We start from the raw sequence: 21,433 nt of genomic DNA, 5'->3' as shown, positions 1-21,433 counted from the left end.
GGCACGGCGCCCGACCGGCACGGCGCCCCTTTTGTCGGTGCCGGGCCATAGGATCGGTGGCCGGTAGTGGAATCGGCAGGAACGGGACGTTGACGTGGCTACGCAGAGTACGGACAAGGGCGCGACGGGTGGCGGCGGGGCCGGCCCGCGGCCCCGGCTGATGCTGCTCGACGGGCACTCGATGGCCTACCGGGCCTTCTACGCCCTGCCCGTGGAGAACTTCAACACCTCCACCGGCCAGCCCACCAACGCGGTCTACGGCTTCGCCTCGATGCTCGCCAACACCGTCCGGGACGAGCAGCCCACCCACCTCGCCGTCGCCTTCGACCTCTCCCGGCAGACCTTCCGCTCCGTCGAGTTCCCCGACTACAAGGCCAACCGCGCCAAGACGCCGGACGAGTTCCGCAGCCAGATCGGCCTGATCGGCGAACTGCTCGACGCGATGAACGTCCCCCGGCTGACGGCCGAGGGCTTCGAGGCCGACGACATCATCGCCACCCTGGCCACCGCCGCCGAGGCGGCCGGCTACGACGTCGACATCGTCACCGGCGACCGCGACTCCCTCCAACTGGTCACCGACCACATCACCGTGCTCTACCCGACCAAGGGCGTCTCCGAGCTCACCCGCTACACCCCGGAGAAGGTCGCCGAGAAGTACGGCGTCACCCCGCGCCAGTACCCGGACCTCGCCGCCCTGCGCGGCGACCCGTCCGACAACCTGCCCGGCATCCCCGGCGTCGGCGAGAAGACCGCCGCCAAGTGGGTCAACCAGTTCGGCTCCTTCGACGAACTCGTCTCCCGCGCCGACGAGGTGAAGGGCAAGATCGGCGAGAAGCTGCGCGAACACCTCGACTCGGTCAAGCGCAACCGCGTCCTCACCGAGCTCGTCCGCGACGTCGAACTCCCGCTCGGCGTCGGCGACCTGGCCCGCGCGCCGTTCGACAAGGCCGCCGTCGGCACGCTGATGGAGTCGCTGGAGTTCCGCAACGCCAACTTCCGCGACCGCGTCCACGGCATCGACCCGGCCGCCGGCGAGGAGGAGGCCGCGGCCGAACTCGCCCCCGGCGTCGAGGTCGACGGCGAACTCCTCACCGACCCGGGCACGCTGGCCGGCTGGCTGCGCGAGCACGCCGCCGACACCAAGGCCCCGGTCGCCCTCGCCGCGGTCTACCAGTGGGCGCTCGGCACCGGCGAGGTCGCCGAAGTCGCCCTGGCCGCAGGGGAGTCCGCCGCCTGGTTCGACCCGGCGCAGCTCGCCGAGGAGGACGAGCGGGCCTTCGCCGCCTGGCTCGCCGACCCGGCCGCCCCCAAGGCCCTGCACATCGCCAAGCAGGTCATGCGGGCCTTCGCCGAGCGCGGCTGGGCCATCGAGGGCGTCGTCGCCGACACCGCCCTCGCCGCCTACCTGGAGAAGCCCGGCCGCCGCACCTTCACCCTGGAGGTGCTCGCCGAGGAGTACCTGGCCCGCTCGCTCACCCCCGCCCCCGCCACCGAGGACGGCCAACTCGCCTTCGACGCCCCGGAGGAGGACCCGGCGGCCGGCGCCCAGGCACTCATGCTCCAGGCCCGCGCCGTCCTCGACCTCGCCGCGCTCTTCGACACCCGCCTCGCCGAGGTCGGCGCCACCGGGCTGCTGCGCGACATGGAGCTGCCGATCGCCGCCCTGCTGGCCCGGATGGAGCGCACCGGCATCGCCGCCGACCGCCCCTGGCTCACCAGCCTGGAGGCGCAGTTCGCCACCGAGATCCAGCGCGTGGTCGAGGAGGCGCACGCCGCCGCCGGGCGCGAGTTCAACCTCGGCTCGCCCAAGCAGCTCCAGGAGATCCTCTTCGGCGAGCTCGCCCTCCCCAAGACCAAGAAGATCAAGACCGGCTACACCACCGACGCCGACGCGCTCACCTGGCTCGCCACCCAGACCGACAACGAACTGCCGGTCATCCTGCTGCGCCACCGCGACCAGGCCAAGCTGCGCACCACCGTCGAGGGCCTGCTCAAGACGGTCTCGCCCAAGGGCCGCATCCACACCACCTTCAACCAGATGGTCGCCGCTACCGGTCGGCTCTCCTCGCAGGACCCGAACCTGCAGAACATCCCCGTCCGCACCGAGGAGGGCCGCGCCATCCGCCGCGCCTTCGTCGTCGGCGAGGGCTACGAGTCGCTGCTCACCGCCGACTACTCGCAGATCGAACTGCGCATCATGGCCCACCTCTCCGAGGACGAGGCCCTGTTGGAGGCCTTCGCCACCGGCGAGGACCTGCACACCACCGTCGCCTCCCAGGTCTTCGAGGTCCCGGGCACCGCGGTGGACGCCGAGATGCGCCGCAAGATCAAGGCGATGTCCTACGGCCTCGCCTACGGGCTGTCCGCGTACGGGCTCTCGCAGCAGCTCGGCATCAAGCCCGGCGAGGCCCAGGGCCTGATGGACACCTACTTCGAGCGCTTCGGCGGCGTCCGCGACTACCTGCGCCGGGTCGTCGACGAGGCCCGCGCCACCGGCTACACCGAGACGCTGCTCGGCCGCCGCCGCTACCTGCCGGACCTCAACAGCGACAACCGCCAGCGCCGCGAGATGGCGGAGCGGATGGCCCTCAACGCCCCGATCCAGGGCTCGGCCGCCGACATCGTCAAGATCGCCATGCTGCGGGTGGACGAGGCGCTGCGCGCCGCCGGCCTCACCTCCCGGATGCTGCTCCAGGTGCACGACGAAATCGTGCTGGAGCTGACGCCGGGCGAGCGCGAGCAGGTCGAGGCGATCGTCCGCGAGCAGATGGCCGGCGCCTACCCGCTGCGCGCCCCGCTGGACGTCTCGGTGGGCGTCGGCGCCAACTGGGAGGCCGCCGCGCACTGATCCGGCGGCGCGGTTCGGCGGTGCAGGGCTGCGGTGCGGTTCGGCGGTGCGGTTCTCGGCGGGCCCGGACACGGCTGGTGTCCGGGCCCGCCGCTCCGCTCCCGCGGGCCGTCGCGCAGCGGGCGCGACGATCGGCGGTGGGCAGCGGCGGATGGCGGAGAGCCCCTTGGCGGTCCAGAATGATCCGATGGTCACGCTTGAGACTCCGCGTCTGATCCTGCGTCGCTGGCGCGAGGAGGACGTCGCGCCCATGGCTGCCGTCAATGCCGACCCCGAGGTCATGCGGTGGATCCGTGACGGCAGCGTCCGTGACGAACAGCAGACCCGCGGCGGGATCCAGGCCTGGGAGAGCGAGTGGGAGACACAGGGCTTCGGCCTGTTCGCCGTGGAGATCCGGTCCACTGGTGAGCTGGCCGGGTTCACCGGCCTCTCGGTCCCCGAATTCCTGCCGGAGGTACTGCCGGCGGTCGAGGTCGGCTGGCGGCTGGGACGCTCCCACTGGGGGCGCGGCTTGGCCACCGAGGCCGCTGCGGCGGCTGTGCGGTTCGCGTTCGAGGAGCGAGGGCTGGAGCGGATCGTCAGCATCACTCAGGTGGGCAACGACGCCTCCGAACGGATCATGACCAAACTGGGGATGCAGCTGGCCCGTGAGACCGTCAGTCCCGCCGGCGGTCGGCGAGTACGGGTGTTCGCGTTGTCGTCGGACCAGTACGCCGCAACCCCTCGGCACTGAGCGCGGCCACCTCCCGCCGGCCCGCCTTCGGAGTCAGCTGCTCCCCGGCTTCCGTGCGTCGGCTGCGTCCGCTGCGTCCGCGGCGTCCGCGGCGTCGGCTACGTTCGCGCGGTGCAGGAACGCCTCGACGAGGCGGTCGGTGAAAGCCTGGTCCACGGGTTCCGCCGTCACCAGGACGCGGTGGTAGAGCGGTCCCACGAGTTGGTCGATCTCCGCCGCCATGTCGAGTCCGGCGGCGAGCTGGCCGCGTTCCACCGCGCGTTCCAGCGGGAGCCGGTCGCGTCGGCGCTGTTCGTCGAGGTACCCGGACCGCAGGGCGGCGGCGAACGCGGGATCGTGCTGGGCGTGCCCGATGAGGGCCTTGAAGACGGCGCCCGCGTCGGACCGGGTGAGGAACAGGGCCAGTTGGCGCAGGTGGGCGCGCAGGTCCGGGGCCAGGTCGCCGTGGTCCGGCGGGGTCAGGGCTTCGGTCGCGTCCTGGAGGAAGGCGTCCAGGAGGATGTCGGTCTTGGTCTTCCACCAGCGGTAGACGGTCTGCTTGGCGACGCCCGCCCGGGCGGCGATGCCCTCGATGGTGACGCCGGTGAAGCCCTTCTCGACCAAGAGGTCGTCGGCCGCCTCCAGCACTGCCTGCCGGGCCTGTTCGCTGCGGCCGTGCCGGTTGCCGTGGTGGCGTGCCGCCGGTTGTGACCCGGCCGCCGCGGCGGCCGTACTTCCTCGTTCCATGTCTGCCTCCTGGGGCCAGGGTAGGCCAGAACCGCTAGACGCAACGCAACGGTGCGTCTAGTCTAGGCCCATGACACCCACCAACACCCTCGAAGACCCCCGCGTCGCCACCGCCCTCGACCGGATGTTCCGGCATGCCGAGCAGGACGAGGCGACCAGCAGGCGGATCCGGGCGGCGTGGCCCCAGAACTCCGCGCCCCTCGGCCCGCAGGAGCAGGCCGACGCCAACGCCGAGGTGTACATGCCGATTTCCGCCCAGGGCGGCCGCCTCCTCTACAACCTGATCCGGGCCACCCGCCCCGCCACCGTCGTCGAGTTCGGCACGTCCTTCGGCATCTCCACGCTCCATCTCGCCGCCGCGGTGCGCGACAACGGGACGGGGCGGGTGATCAGTACGGAACTGAGCGCCGCCAAGGCCGCGGCCGCCCGCCGGACGTTCACCGAGACGGGACTGGACGACCTGATCACCGTCCTCGAAGGAGACGCCCGCGACACCCTCGCCGCAGTCGACGGCTCCGCGGACTTCGTCCTCCTCGACGGCTGGAAGGACCTGTGCCTGCCCGTCCTGCGACTCCTCGAACCACGCCTCGCGCCCGGCACCCTCGTCGTCGCCGACGACGTCGACCTGGAGGCCCTCGCGCCCTACCTCGACTACGTCCGCGACCCCGCCAACGGCTACCAGAGCGTCACGTTCCCCGTGGAGGACGGAATGGAGATCAGCTGCCGCCTCTAGACCCGTGTGGTGTCGTGATCGGTTGTGGGCACCGCCTTCTGCGTGGGGGTGGAACCCGGTACGACACTGGTCGTGACGCGTGGGCAACTCACGAATGCCCTGCGGGTGGACGGCCCGGATGAGGCCGACGTGGCCCCCCGGGCCGAGCCGGTCGCCGTCGGCCGACGGCCCGGAGGCCCGGCCCTGGGAAAAGGACGCGCGCCACTGTGTCCGGTCAGGCGATCATGGCTGCCATGACGGACGCAACCGGACCGGAGCCGCTGGGCGTGTGCCTCGTGGCCAATGTCGCTCAGGAGACCGGTCACGGCGAAGGCGGGTCGGAGATCCGCAAGGGGCTGCGGCACTTCGCGCCGGGGGCGAAGGTGTGGATCGCGCCGCCGGCCTGGGGCGACGGCGGTGACTGCGTCATCGTGGCCGGACGTCACCGGGGCAACAGCCGTCGCTACGTGCGGATCGTGATCAAGAGTCGGCTCCTGGCGAACTTCAGGGTCCACGCCGTCTACAGCCCGGCGCTGGTGCGCGCGTTGACGGAGGCGGGACCCGGCGAGGAGAAGGACTTCGGTGCCCGCTTCCTGTGGGACCCGGAGCAGGCGGAGAGCTGGGCGCGATCCCGGAACACGCCGAGGACGGGCTGAGGGCGGGCTGAGGGTGGGCTGAGGGCGGGCTGAGGGCGGCGAAACCGGCGCGCCGGTGGGGCGGCGCGCCGGGAACACTGCTCCGGGTCAGCCCGCGAGGTGCTCCAGGAGCAGCGGCACGATCCGCTCGGCGTCGGCCTCCGGCAGCCAGTGGGTGGCACCCTCCAGCGCGACGAACCGGTACGGGGCGCTGACGTGCTTGGCCGTCAGGTCGGCGGCGTCGCGGCCCAAAGCGCGGTCCTCGGTACCCCAGACGAAGAGCGTGCGGACGGTGATCTCGCCGGCCGGCACCCGGAGTTCCTCGTTGATCGCCCGGTACCAGTTGAGCCCGGCCGTCAGCACGCCCGGCTCGGTCAGCCGTCGGACGTTGGACTCGGCCTGGTCCGTCGGCAGTGCGCCCCGGTAGATCGCGCGCAGCCTGGCCGCGTCGTCGGCCAGCATGGCCTGTTCGGCCACGTGCTCCGGAAGGCGGAACTCCCTGATGTACTGGGAGCGTTCGCGCTGGTCGCTGTCGTTGTTCAGGGCCTCGTAGAGCGCCTCGGGGTGCGGGGTGGAGAGCACGGTCAGGCTGTGCAGCCGCTCCGGGTGGGTGGAGGCCAGCGCCCAGGCGACGAGGCCGCCCCAGTCGTGGGCGACCAGGTGGAAGCGCGGCGCGTCCAGGGCGTCGGCGAAGCCCAGCGCGTCCGCGACCAGCAGCTCGACGGAGTAGTCCGCGATGTCCGCGGGGCGGGCGTCGGGGGAGTAGCCGCGCTGGTCCACCGCCACCGCGCGGTAGCCGGCCGCGGCCAGCGCGGTCAGCTCGGCGCTCCAGCAGTCGGCGAACTCGGGGAACCCGTGCAGCAGCAGGACGAGTTCCCCGTCGGCGGGCCCGGCGGCCAGCGCGTCGAAGGTGTGCCGGCCGACGGTCAGACGAACGGCGGTGGGCAGGGGTGAGGACATGATCAGCTCCTGTTGGTAGCGCGTCAACAGGGCGATCACATCATAGGGTTGGGCGGGCGGATGCGGCGGGCGCTGCGGTGGCCGACGCCAGTGCTCGCCCTTGGCGCGAGGGCCCGGGCGCAGGAAGTCGGCGGGGCCGACTTCCTGCGCCCAGCTCGGCCCGTCGCCGTCGACGACCGCGCGCGGGGTCGCCGCCTTCGAGGTCTCGGGCGACGAGTGGAGCGGCGATCACGGCCGTGGATGCATGGCAGGCTGGCCCTGCATGGTGATCAGTGATGTGTCGTGGGCCGATGACGAGGTGTTGGCGGTGTGTCCTGAGCTGACGGATGCCGAACTCGACGAGTTGTTCAGCGCGTCGTGGCCGAATCACAAGCCGACCTCCTTCGCGCCGATGCTGGCCCGCAGCCTGGCTTGGATCGCGGCGCGCCGGGGGAACCGGCTGGTCGGATTCGTCAACGTCGTCGGCGACGGTGGTGTGCACGCCTTCGTCCTGGACACCACCGTGCACCCGGACGAGCGCGGGCAGGGGCTCGGGACCCGGTTGGTGAGGGCGGCTGCCAGCGAGGCGAGCGCACGCGGTGCCGAGTGGCTGCACGTCGACTACGAACCGCACCTGGAGTCCTTCTACGGTCAGTGCGGATTCCGGCCGACCGCCGCCGGGCTCATGCGACTCTGAGCGTTCCGCCTCCGTCGCAGGGATGACTGGGCAGTCTGAAGCGGTGGGTGATCGGTGAGGATCGTTGCCATGACTTACGTGATCGAAGCTGCTCGTCCGGGCGACTCCGCGCAGCTGGGGCCGTTGCTGCTGAGGGCTTGGCTGCAGACATACCCCAACCCGGAGGTGGGGATCGACGAGGACTGGATCCGTGAGCACCGCGGCTCGTCAGCTACCGCGGAAGGCATCAACCAGTGGCGGGAGTTCATCGAGGCAGCGAACCAGGACCCGGATCTGCTGTTCTGCCGTGTTCTCCGTTCTGAAACCGAGATCGTCGGCGTTCTCTGCGGGCGCCGCGGCGAGGTGGTCACTCTCGGACCGATGTATCTGCTGGAACACGTCCAGGGCCAGGGACTCGGTGGCCGCATGATGACCGAGTTCCTCACCTGGGCCGGAGCCACACCCATATGCCTATGGGCCACCGATTACAACGACAGCGCGGTCCGCTTCTACCAGCACCACGGATTCAAGGTCACGAGCGAGCGAGAGCTTTGGCAAGGAAAGCTGCCCAACCTCCGTATGACCCGCGAGGTCGCACCCAGCATCAACAGCTGAGCTACCCGCGTTGGCAGCAACTACCTCGAAGGCCAGCTGCGGGAGAACCCACGCCACGAGCTCGTGGGTGGGGCGAATGCAGACTCGACGGCCCGCCGCCGGAAGGGGTGGCGGGCCGCCCCGTGGACTGCTGCTGTTTCTCGTGAACATCCACGGTCCTCAAGATCGGCAACCGCGGCTCAAACCGGCAGACAAACGCTACTGCTGAAAGTGAACGAAGCCAGGGCGGTGTGCGGCGGGTGGACTCTGCGGGGGTTGGGGGCGGGTGTGCGCAGGAAGTCGGGTGGGTCGACTTCCTGTGTTCATGGGTGGGTTGCGTGGGTGGCTTGGGCTTGGGTGCGGCAGTGGGTGAGGGCGGGTTTGAGGCGGGGGTCGGGGGAGGGGCGGGCTGTGAGGAGTTCGCCGGCGGTGGTGAGGGTGGTCCAGTAGTGGGTGGGGTCGCCGGTGGTGGGGTGGGGTTGGGTGGCGGTGAGGGAGAGGTAGGCGGTGGTGAGGTTGCCGGTGGTGAACCAGCGGGTGAGGCCGTGTTGGTGGCCGGCGCGGATGCTGCCGTGGGCGTCGATGGCGGTGAGGAAGAGGTCGATGACGGCGAGGTCGCGGTCGTCGGGGGTTTTGGGGATGTCGAAGACGCCGAGGGCTTCGAGGAGTTCGCCGGTGTCGTTCTCTGTGCCGGGGCGGGGGTTGGCGAGGAGGGCGTCGTAGCAGTCGTCGAGGCGGCGTTGGGTTTCGGCGGCGGGGATGCCGAGGGCGGTGCAGACGGCGCGGGCTGAGCGCAGGGGTTGGCGGGTGCGGCGGGCGAGGGTGGCGTAGGTGTCGGCGGGGGTGGAGCCGGTGTCGAACAGGTGGCGGGCGGTGAGGGGGAGTCGCATGGTGGGTGCCTGTTCAGACGGTGAGGAGGGTGGAAGTGGGGGAGGGTGCGGGGGCGATCAGGGCCCAGACGAACTTGCCGACGCCGCCGGCGCGGGGGCAGCAGCCCCATTTCTCGGCGAGTTCGTTGACGAGGAGGACGCCGCGTCCGTGTTCGTCGTCGGGGGTGGGGGTGTGGAGGGAGGGGCGGCCGGTGCCGGCGTCGTGGACTTCGAGGCGCAGGCGGTCGGCGGTGAGGGAGAAGCGGATCTCGATGAGGCGGTCGGTGGGGGCGTCGGTGTGCTGGACGGCGTTGGCGAAGAGTTCGCCGAGGAGGAGTTCGGCGGTGTCGCGGTAGCGGTCGCCGGTGGGGAGGGCGGCGAGGTAGGCGCGGAGCAACTGCCGGGCGACGGGGGTGGATTCCGTGCGGGAGTCCAGGCGCGCGGCGAACGTTCGGGGGCGGGGCGCGGTACGGATTTTGAGCATGGCGGGGCACCTCAGGGGGCGGATGGGGGCGTGCGAAGGTAGTGCGCAATCACGCTTTGCATTCGAATGATCGCGTTCTGGTGTCAATCATCGAGGTTCCAGAGGTACGGTGATGGCCGAAATCGGGTGCCATGGGCACGTGGTGCGTGAGGGGGCCGGCTGTGGCACATCGGCGGTTCAAGCGGGAGCTGACAGCGAGTTCGGCGGAGCTGTTCGGCGAGGAGCTGCGGTTCTACCGGGAGCTGGCCAGCTACACCCAGGAGGAGCTGGGCAAGCTGCTGCACTGCAGCCGGACGAACATCACCCGGTACGAGACCGGTCAGCGCCGCATGCCGCCGGAACTGGTGGAGAAGGCCGACGAACTGCTCAACACGGGCGGTGCGTTGAGGCGGATCTGGGGGAGGGTGGACTGGAACGCCGGGATTGAACATCCGGACTGGTTTCAGAGTCACGTCGACATGGAATCCGAGGCCGTGGCTGCGAGGATCTTTCAGCTGGCCGTCGTGCATGGCCTCCTGCAGTGTCGCGAATACGCCGAATCAGTCCTGGCGGTCAGTGATGCGGCTGGGAAGCCCAAAGTGATCGAAGAGCGAGCGGCGGCTCGATTGGCGAGGCAGCGGCGGTTCCTGGAGTTGGATGGGCCGACTCTGCTGGTGATTCTGGACGAGAGCGCCATCCGAACTGTTGTCGGCGGGCCAAAGGTGATGAGGCGGCAGATGCAGCACCTGCTGGACGTTTCGAGACTTCCGAACGTGATCGTCCAGGTTGTGCCATTCACGCGTCGACCGGCCAATGCTGACAAGTCCATGGTGATGCTGGAGATGCCCGACGGCCGCACCTGCGTCTACTCCGAGAGCCTCGATCGCGGGCACTCCAGCGATGATCCGGCGATCGTTGTGCGGCATCGGTGGAGCTATGATCTGCTCCACGAGGCGGCACTGCCAGTAGCCGACTCGCTCGCGCTGATCGCCGACGCGCTGGAAGGGTTCAGAGATGACGAGGAACGAGCTCGACTCGACAGTCTGGCGCAAGAGCAGCTACAGCGGAAGCAACGGCGGAGACTGCATCGAGGTGGCCCCCGGATTCCCCGGCCTCGTCCCCGTGCGTGACTCCAAGGACCCGCAGGGGCCGGTGCTCGTCTTCCCGGCCTCGGCCTGGGCGTCCTTCCTCTCCTCCGTCCAGGCCGGTGACTTCCCGGAGCAGTGATCCGCTGACGGGGGCGCGTCGCTTTCCGCATGCGCCTGTCGCAGCCTGAAACGCGCCTTCTGACCAGGCGAAGCGCGGTTCGGTCCCTACGCTGGATATCGGCCCGCCAGCCCCGTCGAAGGACCGCGTATGCGCCGCTCCCGTCTCATGCTGTCCCTGGCCCTGTCCGCCGTGACCGCCTCCGCCCTCGTCGCCGCCGACGCCGCGCCGGACGGGCCGGTCCCGTCGGTCAGCCTGCCGGTGCTCCGCGACCCGCAGGCCCAGCAGAGGCTCCACCGCATGACGGACCCGGTGCAGGACTGGGTGGAGTCCGGCGCTCCGGCGGCGGACGGCTACGCCGGGACCGTGATCGACGCGTCGAACCAGCACGCCGACATCTACTGGAAGGGCGACGCCCCGACCGAGGTCCGGGCGCTGCTCGACGCGAACGCTGGCCCCGGCTACACCGTCGACGTTCACCAAAGCCCTTACTCCCGTGCGGAGATGCGTGCCGCGATCGACCGGTTCACCGCCGCTGTGGCGCCCGAGGCGTGGACGTCGATCGGCCCGCAGGAGGACGGCACCGCCATCGCGATCACGTACGTGCCGACGAAGGCGACGCGGCCGACCAGCGGCGCCACGACCGAGCAGGCGTACTCCCGGATGGCCGCCGAGATCGCCGGGATGCCGGTGACGGCCACCGTCGAGGGCATCCCGGCAGCGCTGTCCGGCAGCCGGCACTCCGACAGCACGCCGTACTACGCGGGCGCCGAGGTCAACACCGGCAAGGCCTCGTTCTGCTCGACCGCGTTCAGCGGTTGGAAGGACAGGGCGAAGGTGCTGCTGACCGCCGCACACTGCGGCGGCGGCCGGTACTACAACGGCACCGGCGGCTACATCGGCGACCTGTACGCGATCGGCGACGGTTTGGACGTCGGCATGATCGCGATCAACGGCAACGGCACCGGCCGGTTCTACGACGGTGCCTGGTCGGACAGCAGCGGTTCGTCGCGACGCACGTACGGGATCGGACGCAACAACGTGGGGGACCTCGTCTGCCTCAGCGGCGCCCAGTCGGGGTGGAAGTGCGACGTGGAGGTCAAGAAGGTCGATGTCGAGACGACGAACGACGAGGGGACGAAGATCAAGCCGGTGGACATCGCGGAGTCGAAGGGTGGTGACCGACGGGCGATCGGCGCGAAGGGCGACAGCGGCGGCCCCGCACTCGCCAACCCGTCCGGCGCGAACGGCGACATGGAGGCTCGCGGCGTGATCGTGGCCGGAAGGTCGGAGGTCGGTTGCCCGGCTGGATCGACGGCACACTCGACGACCTGCTACGCGCAGGTGCTCTACGTGCCGATGACGCCGGTGGTGAACCAGATGGGCTTCTCGATCTCCTGACGGCAGCGCGAGCCGGGAATCCCGCCCCCGCCGAGGAGGAGTGTCAGTTCCGCGGGTTGAGGCGGCGGGTGGGCTCCGCTGTCGACGGGTCCTCGGGCCAGGGGTGGCGGGGGTAGCGGCCTCTCAGCTCTGCGCGGACGGCGCGGTAGCCGTTCTGCCAGAAGGATGCGAGGTCGCCGGTGACGGCGGCGGGGCGGCCGGCGGGGGAGAGCAGGTGAATGGTCAGCGGGACGCGGCCGGCGGCCAGGGCAGGGGTCTTGGTCCAGCCGAAGAGTTCCTGCAACTTGACGGCCAGCACCGGGCGTTCGGTGGTGTAGTCGACGCGTATCTTCGAGCCGGACGGCACGGTGATGCGTTCGGGGGCCAGCTCGTCCAGGCGGCCTGCCTCGCCGGTGGACCAGGGCAGCAGGCGTTGCAGGGCGGCGGTCGTATCGATGCGGGCGAGGTCGGCGCGGCGACGGGCGCGGGAGAGTTCGGGCTCCAGCCATTCGTCGGCGCGTTCCAGCAGCGCGGCGTCGGAGACGTCCGGCCAGGGGTCGCCCATGGCGGTGTGGAGGAAGGCGAGGCGTTCGCGCAGGCCGGAGGGGAATGTCAGCAGGGTGCTGATGCCCTCGCGGGCCAGGCCTTCGAGGATGGCGGTGCGGACGAGGGCCCGGTCGGGGCGGCTGAGCGGCTTCTCGGCGAGTTCGATCGCGCCCAGCGACTCGACCCGGCGGGAGACGACCTCGTCGCGGCGGGTGTCCCAGTGGACTTCCTCGCGGGATTCGAGCAGCGAGGCACCGGCAAGCCGGGCGGTGTCCTCGTCCAGTGCCGCAGCGTGCAGGATCCGGGCGGACGGGGAACCGGCCGGGCGGTCGGCGACTGCGATGGCGAGCCACGGCAGTGCGCCGAGCGCGGTACCGGGCGCGAGTTCGGCAGCCGTCCCGGAGGCCATCAGGTACGGGCTGCGCTCGCCGGGGGCGGGGCGTTCGACCCGGGCGCGGGCGATGCGTTCGGGGAAGGCGAGGGCGACGACGAGGCCGGCGGCGGTCGTGTCGGGTAGCTGAGTGGCGGCTTCGGAGCCGGCGGCGCGCAGCAGGCGGCGGACTTCCTCGCGCCAGCGGCCGGCGTAGGGGTCGTTGGAGGAGCGGACCGCCCGCCAGACCGCGCCGAGGTCGTCGCCGAGGGCGCGCGGCGGTTCCTCGGAGAGCAGGGCGACCACCTCGGCGGCTCGACGGGCGCCGACGGCAGGGGCGCCGTCCACGAGCGCGCGCCCCAGACGGGGGTGCAGCCCGGTGCGGGCGAGGCGCACGCCGCGCGGAGTCGCCCGGCCGTCGGCGTCGACGGCGCCGAGGGCCTGGAGGGTCTGCCGGGCGGCGGCCATCGCCCCGGCGGGCGGGGCGTCGGGCAGGGCGAGGCCGGTGGCGTCCGGGTCGCCCCAGCAGGCGGCCTGGAGAGCGAACGTGGTGAGGTCGGCGAGGGCGATCTCGGGGGTGGGGAAGCGGGTGGCGAGGGCGTCCTCGGCCTCGTTCCAGCAGCGGTACACGGTGCCGGGGGCCTCGCGGCCCGCACGGCCGGCGCGCTGGCGGGCGGCGGCGAGCGAGGCGCGGACGGTGACCAGGCCGGCCAGGCCGCGGGCGTGGTCGGTGCGGGGTTCGCGGGCGAGCCCGGCGTCGATGACGACGCGGACGCCGGGCACGGTGAGCGAGGACTCGGCGACGGCGGTGGCGAGCACGACGCGGCGGCCGTCCGAGGGGGTGAGGGCGGCGTCCTGGACGGCCTGCGGGGCGCGGCCGTGGAGTTGTAGGACGTCCGCCGCCACGGTGGACAACTGCCCGGCGACACGGCTGATCTCGCCGACGCCGGGCAGGAAGCAGAGCACGTCGCCCGCTCGCTCGGCGAGTGCCCGCCGGACGGTGGCGGCGACGTGGTCGAGCAGCGCCGGGTCGACCCGGGTGCCGTGGGCGGGCCGGACGGCGCGCGGCGGCGGTGCCCACACCGTCTCGACCGGGTGGGAGACTCCGTGCGCCTCCACCACCGGCGCGCCGCCGAGGAGTTCGGCCCAGGCCGCGGTGTCGGAGGTGGCCGAGGCGCAGACCAGCCGCAGTTCGGGCCGCAGTGCCGCCCGGACGTCGAGGAGGAACGCGAGCGCGGTGTCGGCGTCCAGGTGCCGTTCGTGGCACTCGTCCAGGACGACCACGTCCACTCCGGGCAACTCCTGGTCGCGCTGGAGCCGTTGCAGCAGCACCCCGGTGGTGACCACCTCGACCACCGTCTCCGGGCCGACGCGACGGTCCCCGCGCACGGTGTAGCCGACCCGCCCGCCGACCGCCTCGCCCAGCAGCCAGGCCATCCGCCGGGCAGCGGCCCGGACGGCGAGCCGGCGCGGTTCGGCGACCAGCACGCGAAGCGTCGGGCGCTCGGGATCGAGCAGACCGGCGAGCGCGAGCGGCACCAGCGTCGTCTTGCCGGTGCCGGGCGGGGCGGCGAGGACGGCGGTGCCCGGCCCGTCCAGCGCGTCGTGCAGTGCGGGCAGGGCGCTGCGGACGGGCAGTTCGCGCCAGGCGGGGTTCAGCGAGGCGGGGTTCGGCGAGGCGGGGTTGGGCAAGGCGGCGTTCGGCAAGGCGTCAGCCCCGCTCGGCGACGAAGATCGCGGTGCCGGGGATCAGCCGCCCGCGCAGCGGGGACCAGCCGCCCCACTCCTGCTCCAGGCCGACCGGCCACTCGGGCTCGACCAGGTCGGTCAACCGGAAGCCGGCGCCGACGAGTTCGCGGACCCGGTCGCCGATGGTGCGGTGGTGCTCGACGTAGCTGGCACGGCCGTGCTCGTCCTCCTCGACGTAGGGGGTGCGGTCGAAGTAGGAGGAGGCGGCGGTGAGGCCCTCGACGCCGGGCTCGTCGGGGAAGGCCCAGCGGATCGGGTGGGTGACGGAGAACACCCAGCGGCCGCCGGGGCGCAGCACCCGGTGCACCTCGCGCATCAGGGCGGCGGTGTCGGCGCTGAACGGGACGGCGCCGTAGGCGGAGCAGGCGAGGTCGAAGGAGGCGTCGGCGAAGGGCAGGACAGCGGCGTCGGCCTGGACGACGGCGACGGGGGTGGCGCCGCGGCCGAGGTCGATCCGGCGGGAGTGCTGGAGTTGGCGGTGGGAGATGTCCAGGGCGACGGGGCGGGCGCCGCGGCCGGCCAGCCAGCGCGAGCACTGGGCGGCGCCGGCGCCGATCTCCAGCACGTCCTTGTCCGCGACCTCGCCGAGGAGGTGGGCGTCGGCCTCGTCGAGGCCTTCGGGGCACCAGGTGAAGCGGTCGTCGCCGAGGAACTCCCCGTGCTCGTCCTGGTACTCGTCGGCGTTGCGGTCCCACCAGTGCCGGCTGGCCCGGCTGCTCTCCCCGGTGCCGGCCGCGCGCCGTACCGCGTCGTCGCCGTCGCCGTCAAGATCATGCAGGTCGGACTGGGGGGTGGTGGCCACGGTGATAATGCCCATCGCGTAGGGTGTGGAGTGCGGAAGCGCCGCTGCCGAGACCGGGCCCGTCAAGGACCCGATCCTGGTGGTGGCATCCGGGGAAGGGCCCCCTTCGGGCGCCACCGCAAGGTGCGCAATCGGAGGATATGGCCTGATCCACACCGGGCTCCACCGTCTTGCCGCTCTTGGCGTTGACCGTGCCTGGCCGTCCCCGTATGCTACAAGTTGCGCTGCGGGCCTGCGCGCCTCAGACGGAGCAGGTCGCGCTCGCATCTGTCGAAGACCCCACGGTCGCAAGACGGACGCCGGATTTCTCGCTGTGCGGGAATGCCGGTGCGCCGTGTTCTTGGCTGTCCGGCTTTCGGTGGGAGCGATACGGGCCCTCCGCGTGGCATTACCTACGACTTTCATGTCCGTACCGGAGCCCTTTTCCTAATGACGAGCCCCACCGACTCCTCCCTCAGCACCACCCCGCAGGTCGCGGTCAACGACATCGGCGACGCCGAGGCGTTCCTCGCCGCCATCGACGAGACCATCAAGTACTTCAACGATGGCGACATCGTCGAGGGCGTCATCGTGAAGGTCGACCGTGACGAGGTCCTCCTCGACATCGGTTACAAGACCGAGGGCGTCATCCCGTCCCGCGAGCTCTCGATCAAGCACGACGTCGACCCGCACGAGGTCGTCGCCGTCGGTGACAACATCGAGGCCCTGGTTCTCCAGAAGGAGGACAAGGAGGGTCGTCTCATCCTGTCCAAGAAGCGCGCTCAGTACGAGCGTGCCTGGGGCACGATCGAGAAGATCAAGGAAGAGGACGGCATCGTCACCGGTACCGTCATCGAGGTCGTCAAGGGTGGTCTCATCCTCGACATCGGCCTCCGTGGCTTCCTGCCGGCCTCGCTCGTCGAGATGCGCCGCGTCCGCGACCTCCAGCCCTACGTGGGCAAGGAGCTCGAGGCCAAGATCATCGAGCTGGACAAGAACCGCAACAACGTGGTCCTGTCCCGCCGTGCCTGGCTGGAGCAGACCCAGAGCGAGGTCCGCCAGACCTTCCTCACCACCCTGCAGAAGGGCCAGGTGCGCTCCGGCGTCGTCTCCTCGATCGTCAACTTCGGTGCCTTCGTGGACCTGGGTGGCGTCGACGGCCTGGTGCACGTCTCCGAGCTGTCCTGGAAGCACATCGACCACCCGTCCGAGGTTGTCGAGGTCGGCCAGGAGGTCACCGTCGAGGTTCTCGACGTTGACATGGACCGCGAGCGCGTCTCCCTGTCGCTGAAGGCGACCCAGGAGGACCCGTGGCAGCAGTTCGCCCGTACCCACCAGATCGGCCAGGTCGTTCCGGGTAAGGTCACCAAGCTGGTTCCGTTCGGTGCGTTCGTCCGCGTGGACGAGGGCATCGAGGGTCTGGTCCACATCTCCGAGCTGGCCGAGCGCCACGTGGAGATCCCGGAGCAGGTCGTCCAGGTCGGCGACGAGATCTTCGTCAAGGTCATCGACATCGACCTCGAGCGTCGCCGCATCAGCCTGTCGCTCAAGCAGGCCAACGAGGCGCTGGGTGCCAACCCGGCCGAGGTCGAGTTCGACCCGACCCTGTACGGCATGGCCGCCTCGTACGACGACCAGGGCAACTACATCTACCCGGAGGGCTTCGACCCCGAGGCGAACGACTGGCTGGCCGGCTTCGAGAAGCAGCGTGAGGAGTGGGAGCGCCAGTACGCCGAGGCGCAGTCCCGCTTCGAGCAGCACCAGGCCCAGGTCATCAAGAGCCGTGAGGCCGACGCCGAGGCCGCTGCCGAGGGTGGCGACGCCGTCGCCGCCGCTGCCGGTGGCTCCTACTCGTCCAGCAGCGACGAGGGCTCCGGCGCTCTCGCCTCGGACGAGGCCCTGGCGGCCCTGCGCGAGAAGCTGGCGGGCGGCCAGAGCTGAAGCTCTGACCCGCTGCCAGTGCCTGGCGCATAGCTGAACGATGGGCCCCACCCGGAGAAATCCGGGTGGGGCCCATTTCGTTTTCCGCCTTTGGCCGGGGTCTTTTACTTCACGTTCTTTCGTTTTTCGCCTTCACTTATTTGTGGTTTATGTGAAGGAATTTTGTGAGATGTGGCTCATTGTCCGTCTATAGGTCGAACATCGGGTTGCACCTACATTGAGGGGAGCTGCCCGAAAGGCCTCCTTGATGCGCAACGCTCCCACCGCTGCCGGCGACCCCGCGGTCCCCGGGCGGCTCGCCGCCCTCGGCCGGTTCTGCTTCCGCCACCGCCGCTGGGTGCTCGGCCTCTGGGCCGTCGTCCTGGTCGTGGGCGTGCTGATCGGCGGCCGGGTCTTCGAAGGAACGGTGGCCGGTGCCTCCTCCGCCACCGCCGAAGCCGACCGGGGCAACGCGGTGGTCGCCGCGACCGACCCGGCCCGCGGCACCGTCACCGCCGTCGTGGACGGGAAGCCGGTCGACGACCCGGCCGTACGGGCCGCCGTCACCAAGGCCACCGCCGACCTCGCCGCCCTCCCCGGCGTCTCCTCCGCGCTCGACGCCTACGGCACCGGCCCGGCGCCCGCCGCACTGCGCTCCGCCGACGGCACCGCGAGCCTGGTCACCGTACGGATGGCCGACACCAGCACCTCCGCCCAGACCGACGCCGTCACTCAGCGCCTCGCCGCGCTGAACGGCGAGGCCGGCGCCCACGTCACCGTCGGCGGGGACCTGGTGCTCCAGGACGAGGTCAAGAAGCAGACCGAACAGGACACCCGCTTCGGCGAGATGGTGACGCTGCCGCTCACCCTGATCGTCATGGTGCTGGTCTTCGGCGGCCTCGCCGCGGCCAGCCTGCCGGTGATCGGCGCGGTCGCCTCGGTGGGCGGCGCGCTGCTGGCCATGTTCGGTTTCAGCCGGATCATGGACATCGACACCAGCGTGCTGCCGATCGCCACCGTGCTCGGGCTCGGGCTCTCGATCGACTACGCGCTGCTCATGGTGAACCGCTTCCGGGAGGAACGCGGGCACGGCGCGGGCATCGCCGCCGCCGTCGAACGCACCGCCGCGACCGCCGGGCGCACCGTCGCCTTCTCCGGCCTCACCGTCGCCGTCGCGCTCTCCGGCCTGTTCGTCTTCACCAGCCCGGTGCTCGGCGCGGTCGCCGCCGCCGGGGTGAGCGTGGTGGTGATCGCGGTCGCCGCCGCGCTGACCCTGATCCCCGCGCTGCTCGGCTTCGCCGGCTCCCGGATCAAGGCGCCCGCCGCGCCCGTCCCCGACGAGGGCTTCTTCAGCCGGACCGTCCGCCGGGTCGGCAAGCGGGCGGTGCCGGTCGCGCTCGCCTGCGTCGCCCTGTTGATGGCCGCCGGCGCGCCCTTCCTGCACGCCGACATGCGCAACTCCGGCGCCGCCGTGCTGCCCGCCTCCTCGGCCGGGCGGCAGGTCGCCGACGCCGTCGACCAGCGCTTCCCGCAGGCCGCGGCCGCGCCGATCACCGTCGTCGTAGAGGGCGGCGCGCCCGTCGCCCAGGCGTACGCGGACGACGTCGTCGCCAAGTTGCCCGGGGTCGCCGGGGTGCGGGCGGTGACCCCGGTGAGCGACTCGGTGTCCACCGTCGACGTGCTCGTCCACGGCGACCCGCAGGGCCACCAGGCCAAGCAGGTCGTCCAGGAGCTGCGGGCCGACCGCGGCGGGCTGAAGACCTACGTCACCGGCGGCGCGGCCTCGGTCGTCGACTTCAAGGACGAGCTGATGTCGCGGGGCCCCTGGGCACTCGGACTGGTCGCGGTCGGCACGTTGGTGCTGCTCTTCCTGATGACCGGCTCGGTGGTGATGCCGGTCAAGGCGCTGCTGATGAACCTGCTGTCGCTGGGCGCCTCGCTCGGCGCGCTCACCCTGGTGTTCCAGGACGGGTACTTCAGCGGGCTGCTCGGCTTCAGCCCCACCGGCGGGCTGGAGACCTTCATCCCGGTGCTGGTCTTCGCCTTCGCGTTCGGGCTGTCCATGGACTACGAGGTGTTCCTGCTCGCCCGGATCAAGGAACTGCGGGACAAGGGGCACAGCTGTACCAGGGCGGTGGAGCTCGGGGTCCAGCGCAGTGGCCGGATCATCACCTCGGCGGCGCTGCTGATGGTGATCGTGTTCGCCGGGTTCGCCCTCGGGGACATGCTCATGGTCAAGCAGATGGGCATCGCGCTGGCCGTCGCCGTCGCGGTGGACGCCACCCTGGTGCGCTGCCTGCTGGTGCCCGCCGCGATGAGCCTGTTCGGCGAGTTCAACTGGTGGGCGCCCGCCCCGCTGCGGCGCCTGCACCGGCGCTTCGGGCTGAGCGAGCACGTCGAACTGCCGACCGTCGGCGCGACGGCCGTTCCGGCTCCGCGGCCGGAGGCCAGGGACCTGGTGGGTTCAGCGCAGTCGGCGCAGTAGGTCGACGCCCGCCCTCAGGGTCAGCCGCTCCTCCGGGGTGAGGCGGGCCTCGATGGCGGTGGCGATCCGCTGCTCCCGGCGGGCGCGCTGCTCCAGCAGGGCGGCGCGGCCCGCTCCGGTCGCAGTGACCAGCAGTTTCCGGCCGTCGGTGGGGTGAGGCTGCTGGGTGACGAGCCCGGCCTCGGTCAGCAGGGCGACGGTGCGGGCCATCGACTGGTGGCGGACGCGCTGGTGCTCGGCGAGTTCGGCGACGGTGCAGGCGCGTTCGTCGCGGACGAGGACGCCGAGGACGCCGGCCTGGTTCTGCGGCAGCTCGTCGTCCGGGCGCAGGGAGCGGACCAGGTCGCCGATGGCGGCGCGCAGCTCGGCGGCGAGTTCGAGGGTTTCGGGAGCCGGACTGTTCATGGGAGAAGCCTACCGGGAGTCTCCACAGCAAAACTGTACAGTCATGCTGTATGGTCTGCCGCATGAGGATCACCAAGTTCGGACACGCCTGCGTACGCCTGGAGCACGACGGGACGACCGTCGTCGTCGACCCCGGGGCGTTCACCGACCCCGCCGCGCTGACCGGGGCCGACGCCGTCCTGATCACCCACGAGCACATGGACCACTTCGAGGAGGCCCGGCTGCGCGCCGCCCTGGAGGCCGACCCGGCCCTTCGGGTGTGGACCAACAGCGCGGTCGCCGCCCAACTGGACGGCGTGGCGCAGCGCGTCGCCGTGGTCGGCGAGGGCGACGCCTTCGAGGTCGGCGGGGTCGGGGTGAGCGTGCACGGCGAGTGGCACGCGGTCATCCACCGGGACATCCCGCGGGTGAAGAACATCGGCTTCCTCTTCGACGGCCGGCTGTTCCACCCCGGCGACGCCTTCACCGTGCCGCCGCACTCGGTGGACACCCTGCTGCTGCCGCTCGCGGCGCCGTGGAGCAAGGCCGGTGAGGTCGTCGACTACGTCCGGGAGGCCGCCCCGCGGGTGGCGGTGCCGGTGCACGAGGCGACGCTGAGCCCGATCGGGCACATGATCGCCACCCGGCTGCTCGGGCCGGACGGGCCGGGCACGGGCGCGGAGCTGACCGTGCTCGGCGAGGGCGAGAGCCTGGAGCTGGGCTGACGGTGCCGGGAGGCGGGGCCGGACCGGTGCTGGTTGCGCGATGGTCGGCCGCTGGTCCCGGCGGTCCGGGCGCCGGTAGCCTGACGCCATGCTGAAGATCGGACTGACGGGTGGCATCGGCGCCGGCAAGAGCGAGGTGTCCCGGCTCTTCGCCGCCCACGGCGCGGTGATCGTGGACTCCGACGTGATCGCCCGCGAGGTGGTCGCGCCCGGGACGGACGGTCTGGCGGCCGTGGCCGCCGAGTTCGGGCCGCAGGTGCTGCGCGAGGACGGCGCGCTCGACCGCCCGGCCCTCGGCGCGATCGTGTTCGCCGACCCGGCGCGGCTCCAGGCGCTGAACGCGATCGTCCACCCGCTGGTGCGCGCCCGGTCCGCCGAACTGGAGGCCGCGGCCGCGCCGGACGCGGTGGTGGTGCACGACGTGCCGCTGCTCGCGGAGAACGGCCTCGCCCCGCTGTACGACCTGGTCGTGGTGGTCGACGCGGCCGACGACGTGCGGGTGGAGCGGCTGGTGCGGCTGCGCGGGATGGCCGAGGACGAGGCCCGGGCCCGGATGGCCGCGCAGGCCTCGCGGGCGGACCGGCTGGCGATCGCCGACGTGGTGATCGACAACGGCGGGCCGCTGGAGGCGCTCGCGGCGCGGGTCGACGAGGTGTGGGCGGAGCTGGTGAAGCGCGCCGCCGCTGCCTGAG

General features: G+C 71.6%; 20 protein-coding genes. 13 read left to right on the top strand and 7 right to left on the bottom strand.

The window, feature by feature from the left end; genetic code table 11:
• Nucleotides 1-160 precede the first annotated feature (160 nt).
• Together polA and ACIP37_RS21565 are read left to right on the top strand one after the other, a co-directional pair.
• Nucleotides 161-2,848 (top strand): DNA polymerase I, encoded by a 2,688-nt coding sequence (polA, locus tag ACIP37_RS21570; RefSeq protein ID WP_400812019.1) that lies wholly within the window; start codon nucleotides 161-163, stop codon nucleotides 2,846-2,848.
• 187 nt (nucleotides 2,849-3,035) lie between these two features.
• Nucleotides 3,036-3,581 carry a GNAT family N-acetyltransferase gene (locus ACIP37_RS21565; RefSeq protein ID WP_363588908.1) on the top strand — a complete coding sequence of 182 codons (546 nt, stop codon included), beginning with the start codon at nucleotides 3,036-3,038 and terminating at the stop codon, nucleotides 3,579-3,581.
• A 33-nt stretch (nucleotides 3,582-3,614) separates the two neighbouring features.
• Here ACIP37_RS21565 and ACIP37_RS21560 read toward each other — a convergent pair whose 3' ends face one another.
• Entirely contained in the window at nucleotides 3,615-4,307 is a 693-nt protein-coding gene (locus tag ACIP37_RS21560; protein ID WP_363588906.1) for a TetR/AcrR family transcriptional regulator, read from the bottom strand.
• 70 nt (nucleotides 4,308-4,377) lie between these two features.
• Here ACIP37_RS21560 and ACIP37_RS21555 point away from each other — a divergent pair, with 70 nt between their 5' ends.
• Together ACIP37_RS21555 and ACIP37_RS21550 are read left to right on the top strand one after the other, a co-directional pair.
• Entirely contained in the window at nucleotides 4,378-5,040 is a 663-nt protein-coding gene (locus tag ACIP37_RS21555) for a class I SAM-dependent methyltransferase (RefSeq protein ID WP_363588904.1), read from the top strand.
• A gap of 233 nt (nucleotides 5,041-5,273) precedes the next feature.
• The gene (locus tag ACIP37_RS21550) at nucleotides 5,274-5,675 is read left to right on the top strand and encodes a hypothetical protein (protein WP_400844297.1); all 402 of its coding nucleotides are present in this window, start codon (nucleotides 5,274-5,276) and stop codon (nucleotides 5,673-5,675) included.
• 87 nt (nucleotides 5,676-5,762) lie between these two features.
• Here the strand turns inward: ACIP37_RS21550 and ACIP37_RS21545 are convergent, their stop codons facing one another.
• Entirely contained in the window at nucleotides 5,763-6,614 is an 852-nt protein-coding gene (locus ACIP37_RS21545; RefSeq protein WP_400812007.1) for an alpha/beta fold hydrolase, read from the bottom strand.
• A 244-nt stretch (nucleotides 6,615-6,858) separates the two neighbouring features.
• On the opposite strand from ACIP37_RS21545, the gene ACIP37_RS21540 reads away from it, so the two are divergent.
• Together ACIP37_RS21540 and ACIP37_RS21535 are read left to right on the top strand one after the other, a co-directional pair.
• Nucleotides 6,859-7,290, top strand: coding sequence for a GNAT family N-acetyltransferase (locus ACIP37_RS21540; RefSeq protein ID WP_400844294.1), 432 nt, complete (start codon nucleotides 6,859-6,861; stop codon nucleotides 7,288-7,290).
• Nucleotides 7,291-7,359: 69 nt separating this feature from the next.
• Nucleotides 7,360-7,884 carry a GNAT family N-acetyltransferase gene (locus tag ACIP37_RS21535; protein ID WP_400812011.1) on the top strand — a complete coding sequence of 175 codons (525 nt, stop codon included), beginning with the start codon at nucleotides 7,360-7,362 and terminating at the stop codon, nucleotides 7,882-7,884.
• 302 nt (nucleotides 7,885-8,186) lie between these two features.
• On the opposite strand, the gene ACIP37_RS21530 is transcribed toward ACIP37_RS21535, so the two are convergent.
• Together ACIP37_RS21530 and ACIP37_RS21525 are read right to left on the bottom strand one after the other, a co-directional pair.
• The gene (locus ACIP37_RS21530; protein ID WP_400844291.1) at nucleotides 8,187-8,753 is read right to left on the bottom strand and encodes a hypothetical protein; all 567 of its coding nucleotides are present in this window, start codon (nucleotides 8,751-8,753) and stop codon (nucleotides 8,187-8,189) included.
• 13 nt (nucleotides 8,754-8,766) lie between these two features.
• Nucleotides 8,767-9,216 (bottom strand): ATP-binding protein, encoded by a 450-nt coding sequence (locus tag ACIP37_RS21525; RefSeq protein ID WP_400844288.1) that lies wholly within the window; start codon nucleotides 9,214-9,216, stop codon nucleotides 8,767-8,769.
• Between the two features lie 161 nt (nucleotides 9,217-9,377).
• Here ACIP37_RS21525 and ACIP37_RS21520 point away from each other — a divergent pair, with 161 nt between their 5' ends.
• The 3 genes from ACIP37_RS21520 to ACIP37_RS21510 all read left to right on the top strand — a co-directional run bounded on the left by ACIP37_RS21520 (nucleotide 9,378) and on the right by ACIP37_RS21510 (nucleotide 11,802).
• Entirely contained in the window at nucleotides 9,378-10,325 is a 948-nt protein-coding gene (locus tag ACIP37_RS21520) for a helix-turn-helix transcriptional regulator (RefSeq protein WP_363618958.1), read from the top strand.
• Nucleotides 10,288-10,422 (top strand): DUF397 domain-containing protein, encoded by a 135-nt coding sequence (locus ACIP37_RS21515; protein ID WP_400810825.1) that lies wholly within the window; start codon nucleotides 10,288-10,290, stop codon nucleotides 10,420-10,422. Before ACIP37_RS21520 ends, ACIP37_RS21515 begins: the two co-directional genes overlap by 38 nt.
• 129 nt (nucleotides 10,423-10,551) lie before the next feature.
• Nucleotides 10,552-11,802 carry a hypothetical protein gene (locus ACIP37_RS21510; protein ID WP_400810824.1) on the top strand — a complete coding sequence of 417 codons (1,251 nt, stop codon included), beginning with the start codon at nucleotides 10,552-10,554 and terminating at the stop codon, nucleotides 11,800-11,802.
• A 43-nt stretch (nucleotides 11,803-11,845) separates the two neighbouring features.
• Here the strand turns inward: ACIP37_RS21510 and hrpB are convergent, their stop codons facing one another.
• A complete protein-coding gene (hrpB, locus tag ACIP37_RS21505) occupies nucleotides 11,846-14,356 on the bottom strand; it encodes an ATP-dependent helicase HrpB (RefSeq protein ID WP_400810829.1) in 2,511 nt (836 codons plus the stop codon).
• Nucleotides 14,357-14,408: 52 nt separating this feature from the next.
• Nucleotides 14,409-15,263 (bottom strand): class I SAM-dependent methyltransferase, encoded by an 855-nt coding sequence (locus ACIP37_RS21500; protein ID WP_363584190.1) that lies wholly within the window; start codon nucleotides 15,261-15,263, stop codon nucleotides 14,409-14,411.
• Between the two features lie 414 nt (nucleotides 15,264-15,677).
• Between ACIP37_RS21500 and rpsA the strand changes: the two genes are divergently transcribed.
• Complete coding sequence (gene rpsA / locus ACIP37_RS21495) at nucleotides 15,678-17,168, top strand: 30S ribosomal protein S1 (RefSeq protein WP_063347134.1); 1,491 nt, start codon at nucleotides 15,678-15,680, stop codon at nucleotides 17,166-17,168.
• A 247-nt stretch (nucleotides 17,169-17,415) separates the two neighbouring features.
• Entirely contained in the window at nucleotides 17,416-19,632 is a 2,217-nt protein-coding gene (locus tag ACIP37_RS21490) for an MMPL family transporter (RefSeq protein ID WP_400810821.1), read from the top strand.
• Here the strand turns inward: ACIP37_RS21490 and ACIP37_RS21485 are convergent.
• Nucleotides 19,612-20,037, bottom strand: coding sequence for a MarR family transcriptional regulator (locus ACIP37_RS21485; RefSeq protein WP_363584187.1), 426 nt, complete (start codon nucleotides 20,035-20,037; stop codon nucleotides 19,612-19,614). The genes ACIP37_RS21490 and ACIP37_RS21485 overlap by 21 nt on opposite strands.
• A 62-nt stretch (nucleotides 20,038-20,099) precedes the next feature.
• Between ACIP37_RS21485 and ACIP37_RS21480 the strand changes: the two genes are divergently transcribed.
• Both ACIP37_RS21480 and coaE read left to right on the top strand, forming a co-directional pair.
• A complete protein-coding gene (locus ACIP37_RS21480) occupies nucleotides 20,100-20,741 on the top strand; it encodes an MBL fold metallo-hydrolase (RefSeq protein ID WP_363584185.1) in 642 nt (213 codons plus the stop codon).
• 88 nt (nucleotides 20,742-20,829) lie between these two features.
• Nucleotides 20,830-21,432 (top strand): dephospho-CoA kinase, encoded by a 603-nt coding sequence (gene coaE / locus ACIP37_RS21475; RefSeq protein WP_400334352.1) that lies wholly within the window; start codon nucleotides 20,830-20,832, stop codon nucleotides 21,430-21,432.
• The last annotated feature ends 1 nt before the right edge of the window (nucleotide 21,433 follow it).

Origin of the sequence: Kitasatospora sp. NPDC088861 (assembly GCF_044750105.1) — a bacterium.
Taxonomy (GTDB): domain Bacteria; phylum Actinomycetota; class Actinomycetes; order Streptomycetales; family Streptomycetaceae; genus Kitasatospora.
Note: the sequence above shows the minus strand (reverse complement) of the source record. Positions and strands in the feature narration are given on the sequence as shown.

Coding starts and splice junctions, on each gene's coding strand:
- ACIP37_RS21560 (WP_363588906.1), bottom strand. CDS start 4,307: ATGGAACGAGGAAGTACGGCCGCCGCGGCGGCCGGGTCACAACCGGCG.
- ACIP37_RS21565 (WP_363588908.1), top strand. CDS start 3,036: ATGGTCACGCTTGAGACTCCGCGTCTGATCCTGCGTCGCTGGCGCGAG.
- ACIP37_RS21530 (WP_400844291.1), bottom strand. CDS start 8,753: ATGCGACTCCCCCTCACCGCCCGCCACCTGTTCGACACCGGCTCCACC.
- ACIP37_RS21540 (WP_400844294.1), top strand. CDS start 6,859: ATGGCAGGCTGGCCCTGCATGGTGATCAGTGATGTGTCGTGGGCCGAT.
- ACIP37_RS21550 (WP_400844297.1), top strand. CDS start 5,274: ATGACGGACGCAACCGGACCGGAGCCGCTGGGCGTGTGCCTCGTGGCC.
- rpsA (WP_063347134.1), top strand. CDS start 15,678: ATGACGAGCCCCACCGACTCCTCCCTCAGCACCACCCCGCAGGTCGCG.
- ACIP37_RS21500 (WP_363584190.1), bottom strand. CDS start 15,263: ATGGGCATTATCACCGTGGCCACCACCCCCCAGTCCGACCTGCATGAT.
- ACIP37_RS21490 (WP_400810821.1), top strand. CDS start 17,416: ATGCGCAACGCTCCCACCGCTGCCGGCGACCCCGCGGTCCCCGGGCGG.
- ACIP37_RS21485 (WP_363584187.1), bottom strand. CDS start 20,037: ATGAACAGTCCGGCTCCCGAAACCCTCGAACTCGCCGCCGAGCTGCGC.
- ACIP37_RS21510 (WP_400810824.1), top strand. CDS start 10,552: ATGCGCCGCTCCCGTCTCATGCTGTCCCTGGCCCTGTCCGCCGTGACC.
- ACIP37_RS21545 (WP_400812007.1), bottom strand. CDS start 6,614: ATGTCCTCACCCCTGCCCACCGCCGTTCGTCTGACCGTCGGCCGGCAC.
- polA (WP_400812019.1), top strand. CDS start 161: ATGCTGCTCGACGGGCACTCGATGGCCTACCGGGCCTTCTACGCCCTG.
- ACIP37_RS21535 (WP_400812011.1), top strand. CDS start 7,360: ATGACTTACGTGATCGAAGCTGCTCGTCCGGGCGACTCCGCGCAGCTG.
- coaE (WP_400334352.1), top strand. CDS start 20,830: ATGCTGAAGATCGGACTGACGGGTGGCATCGGCGCCGGCAAGAGCGAG.
- ACIP37_RS21555 (WP_363588904.1), top strand. CDS start 4,378: ATGACACCCACCAACACCCTCGAAGACCCCCGCGTCGCCACCGCCCTC.
- ACIP37_RS21525 (WP_400844288.1), bottom strand. CDS start 9,216: ATGCTCAAAATCCGTACCGCGCCCCGCCCCCGAACGTTCGCCGCGCGC.
- ACIP37_RS21480 (WP_363584185.1), top strand. CDS start 20,100: ATGAGGATCACCAAGTTCGGACACGCCTGCGTACGCCTGGAGCACGAC.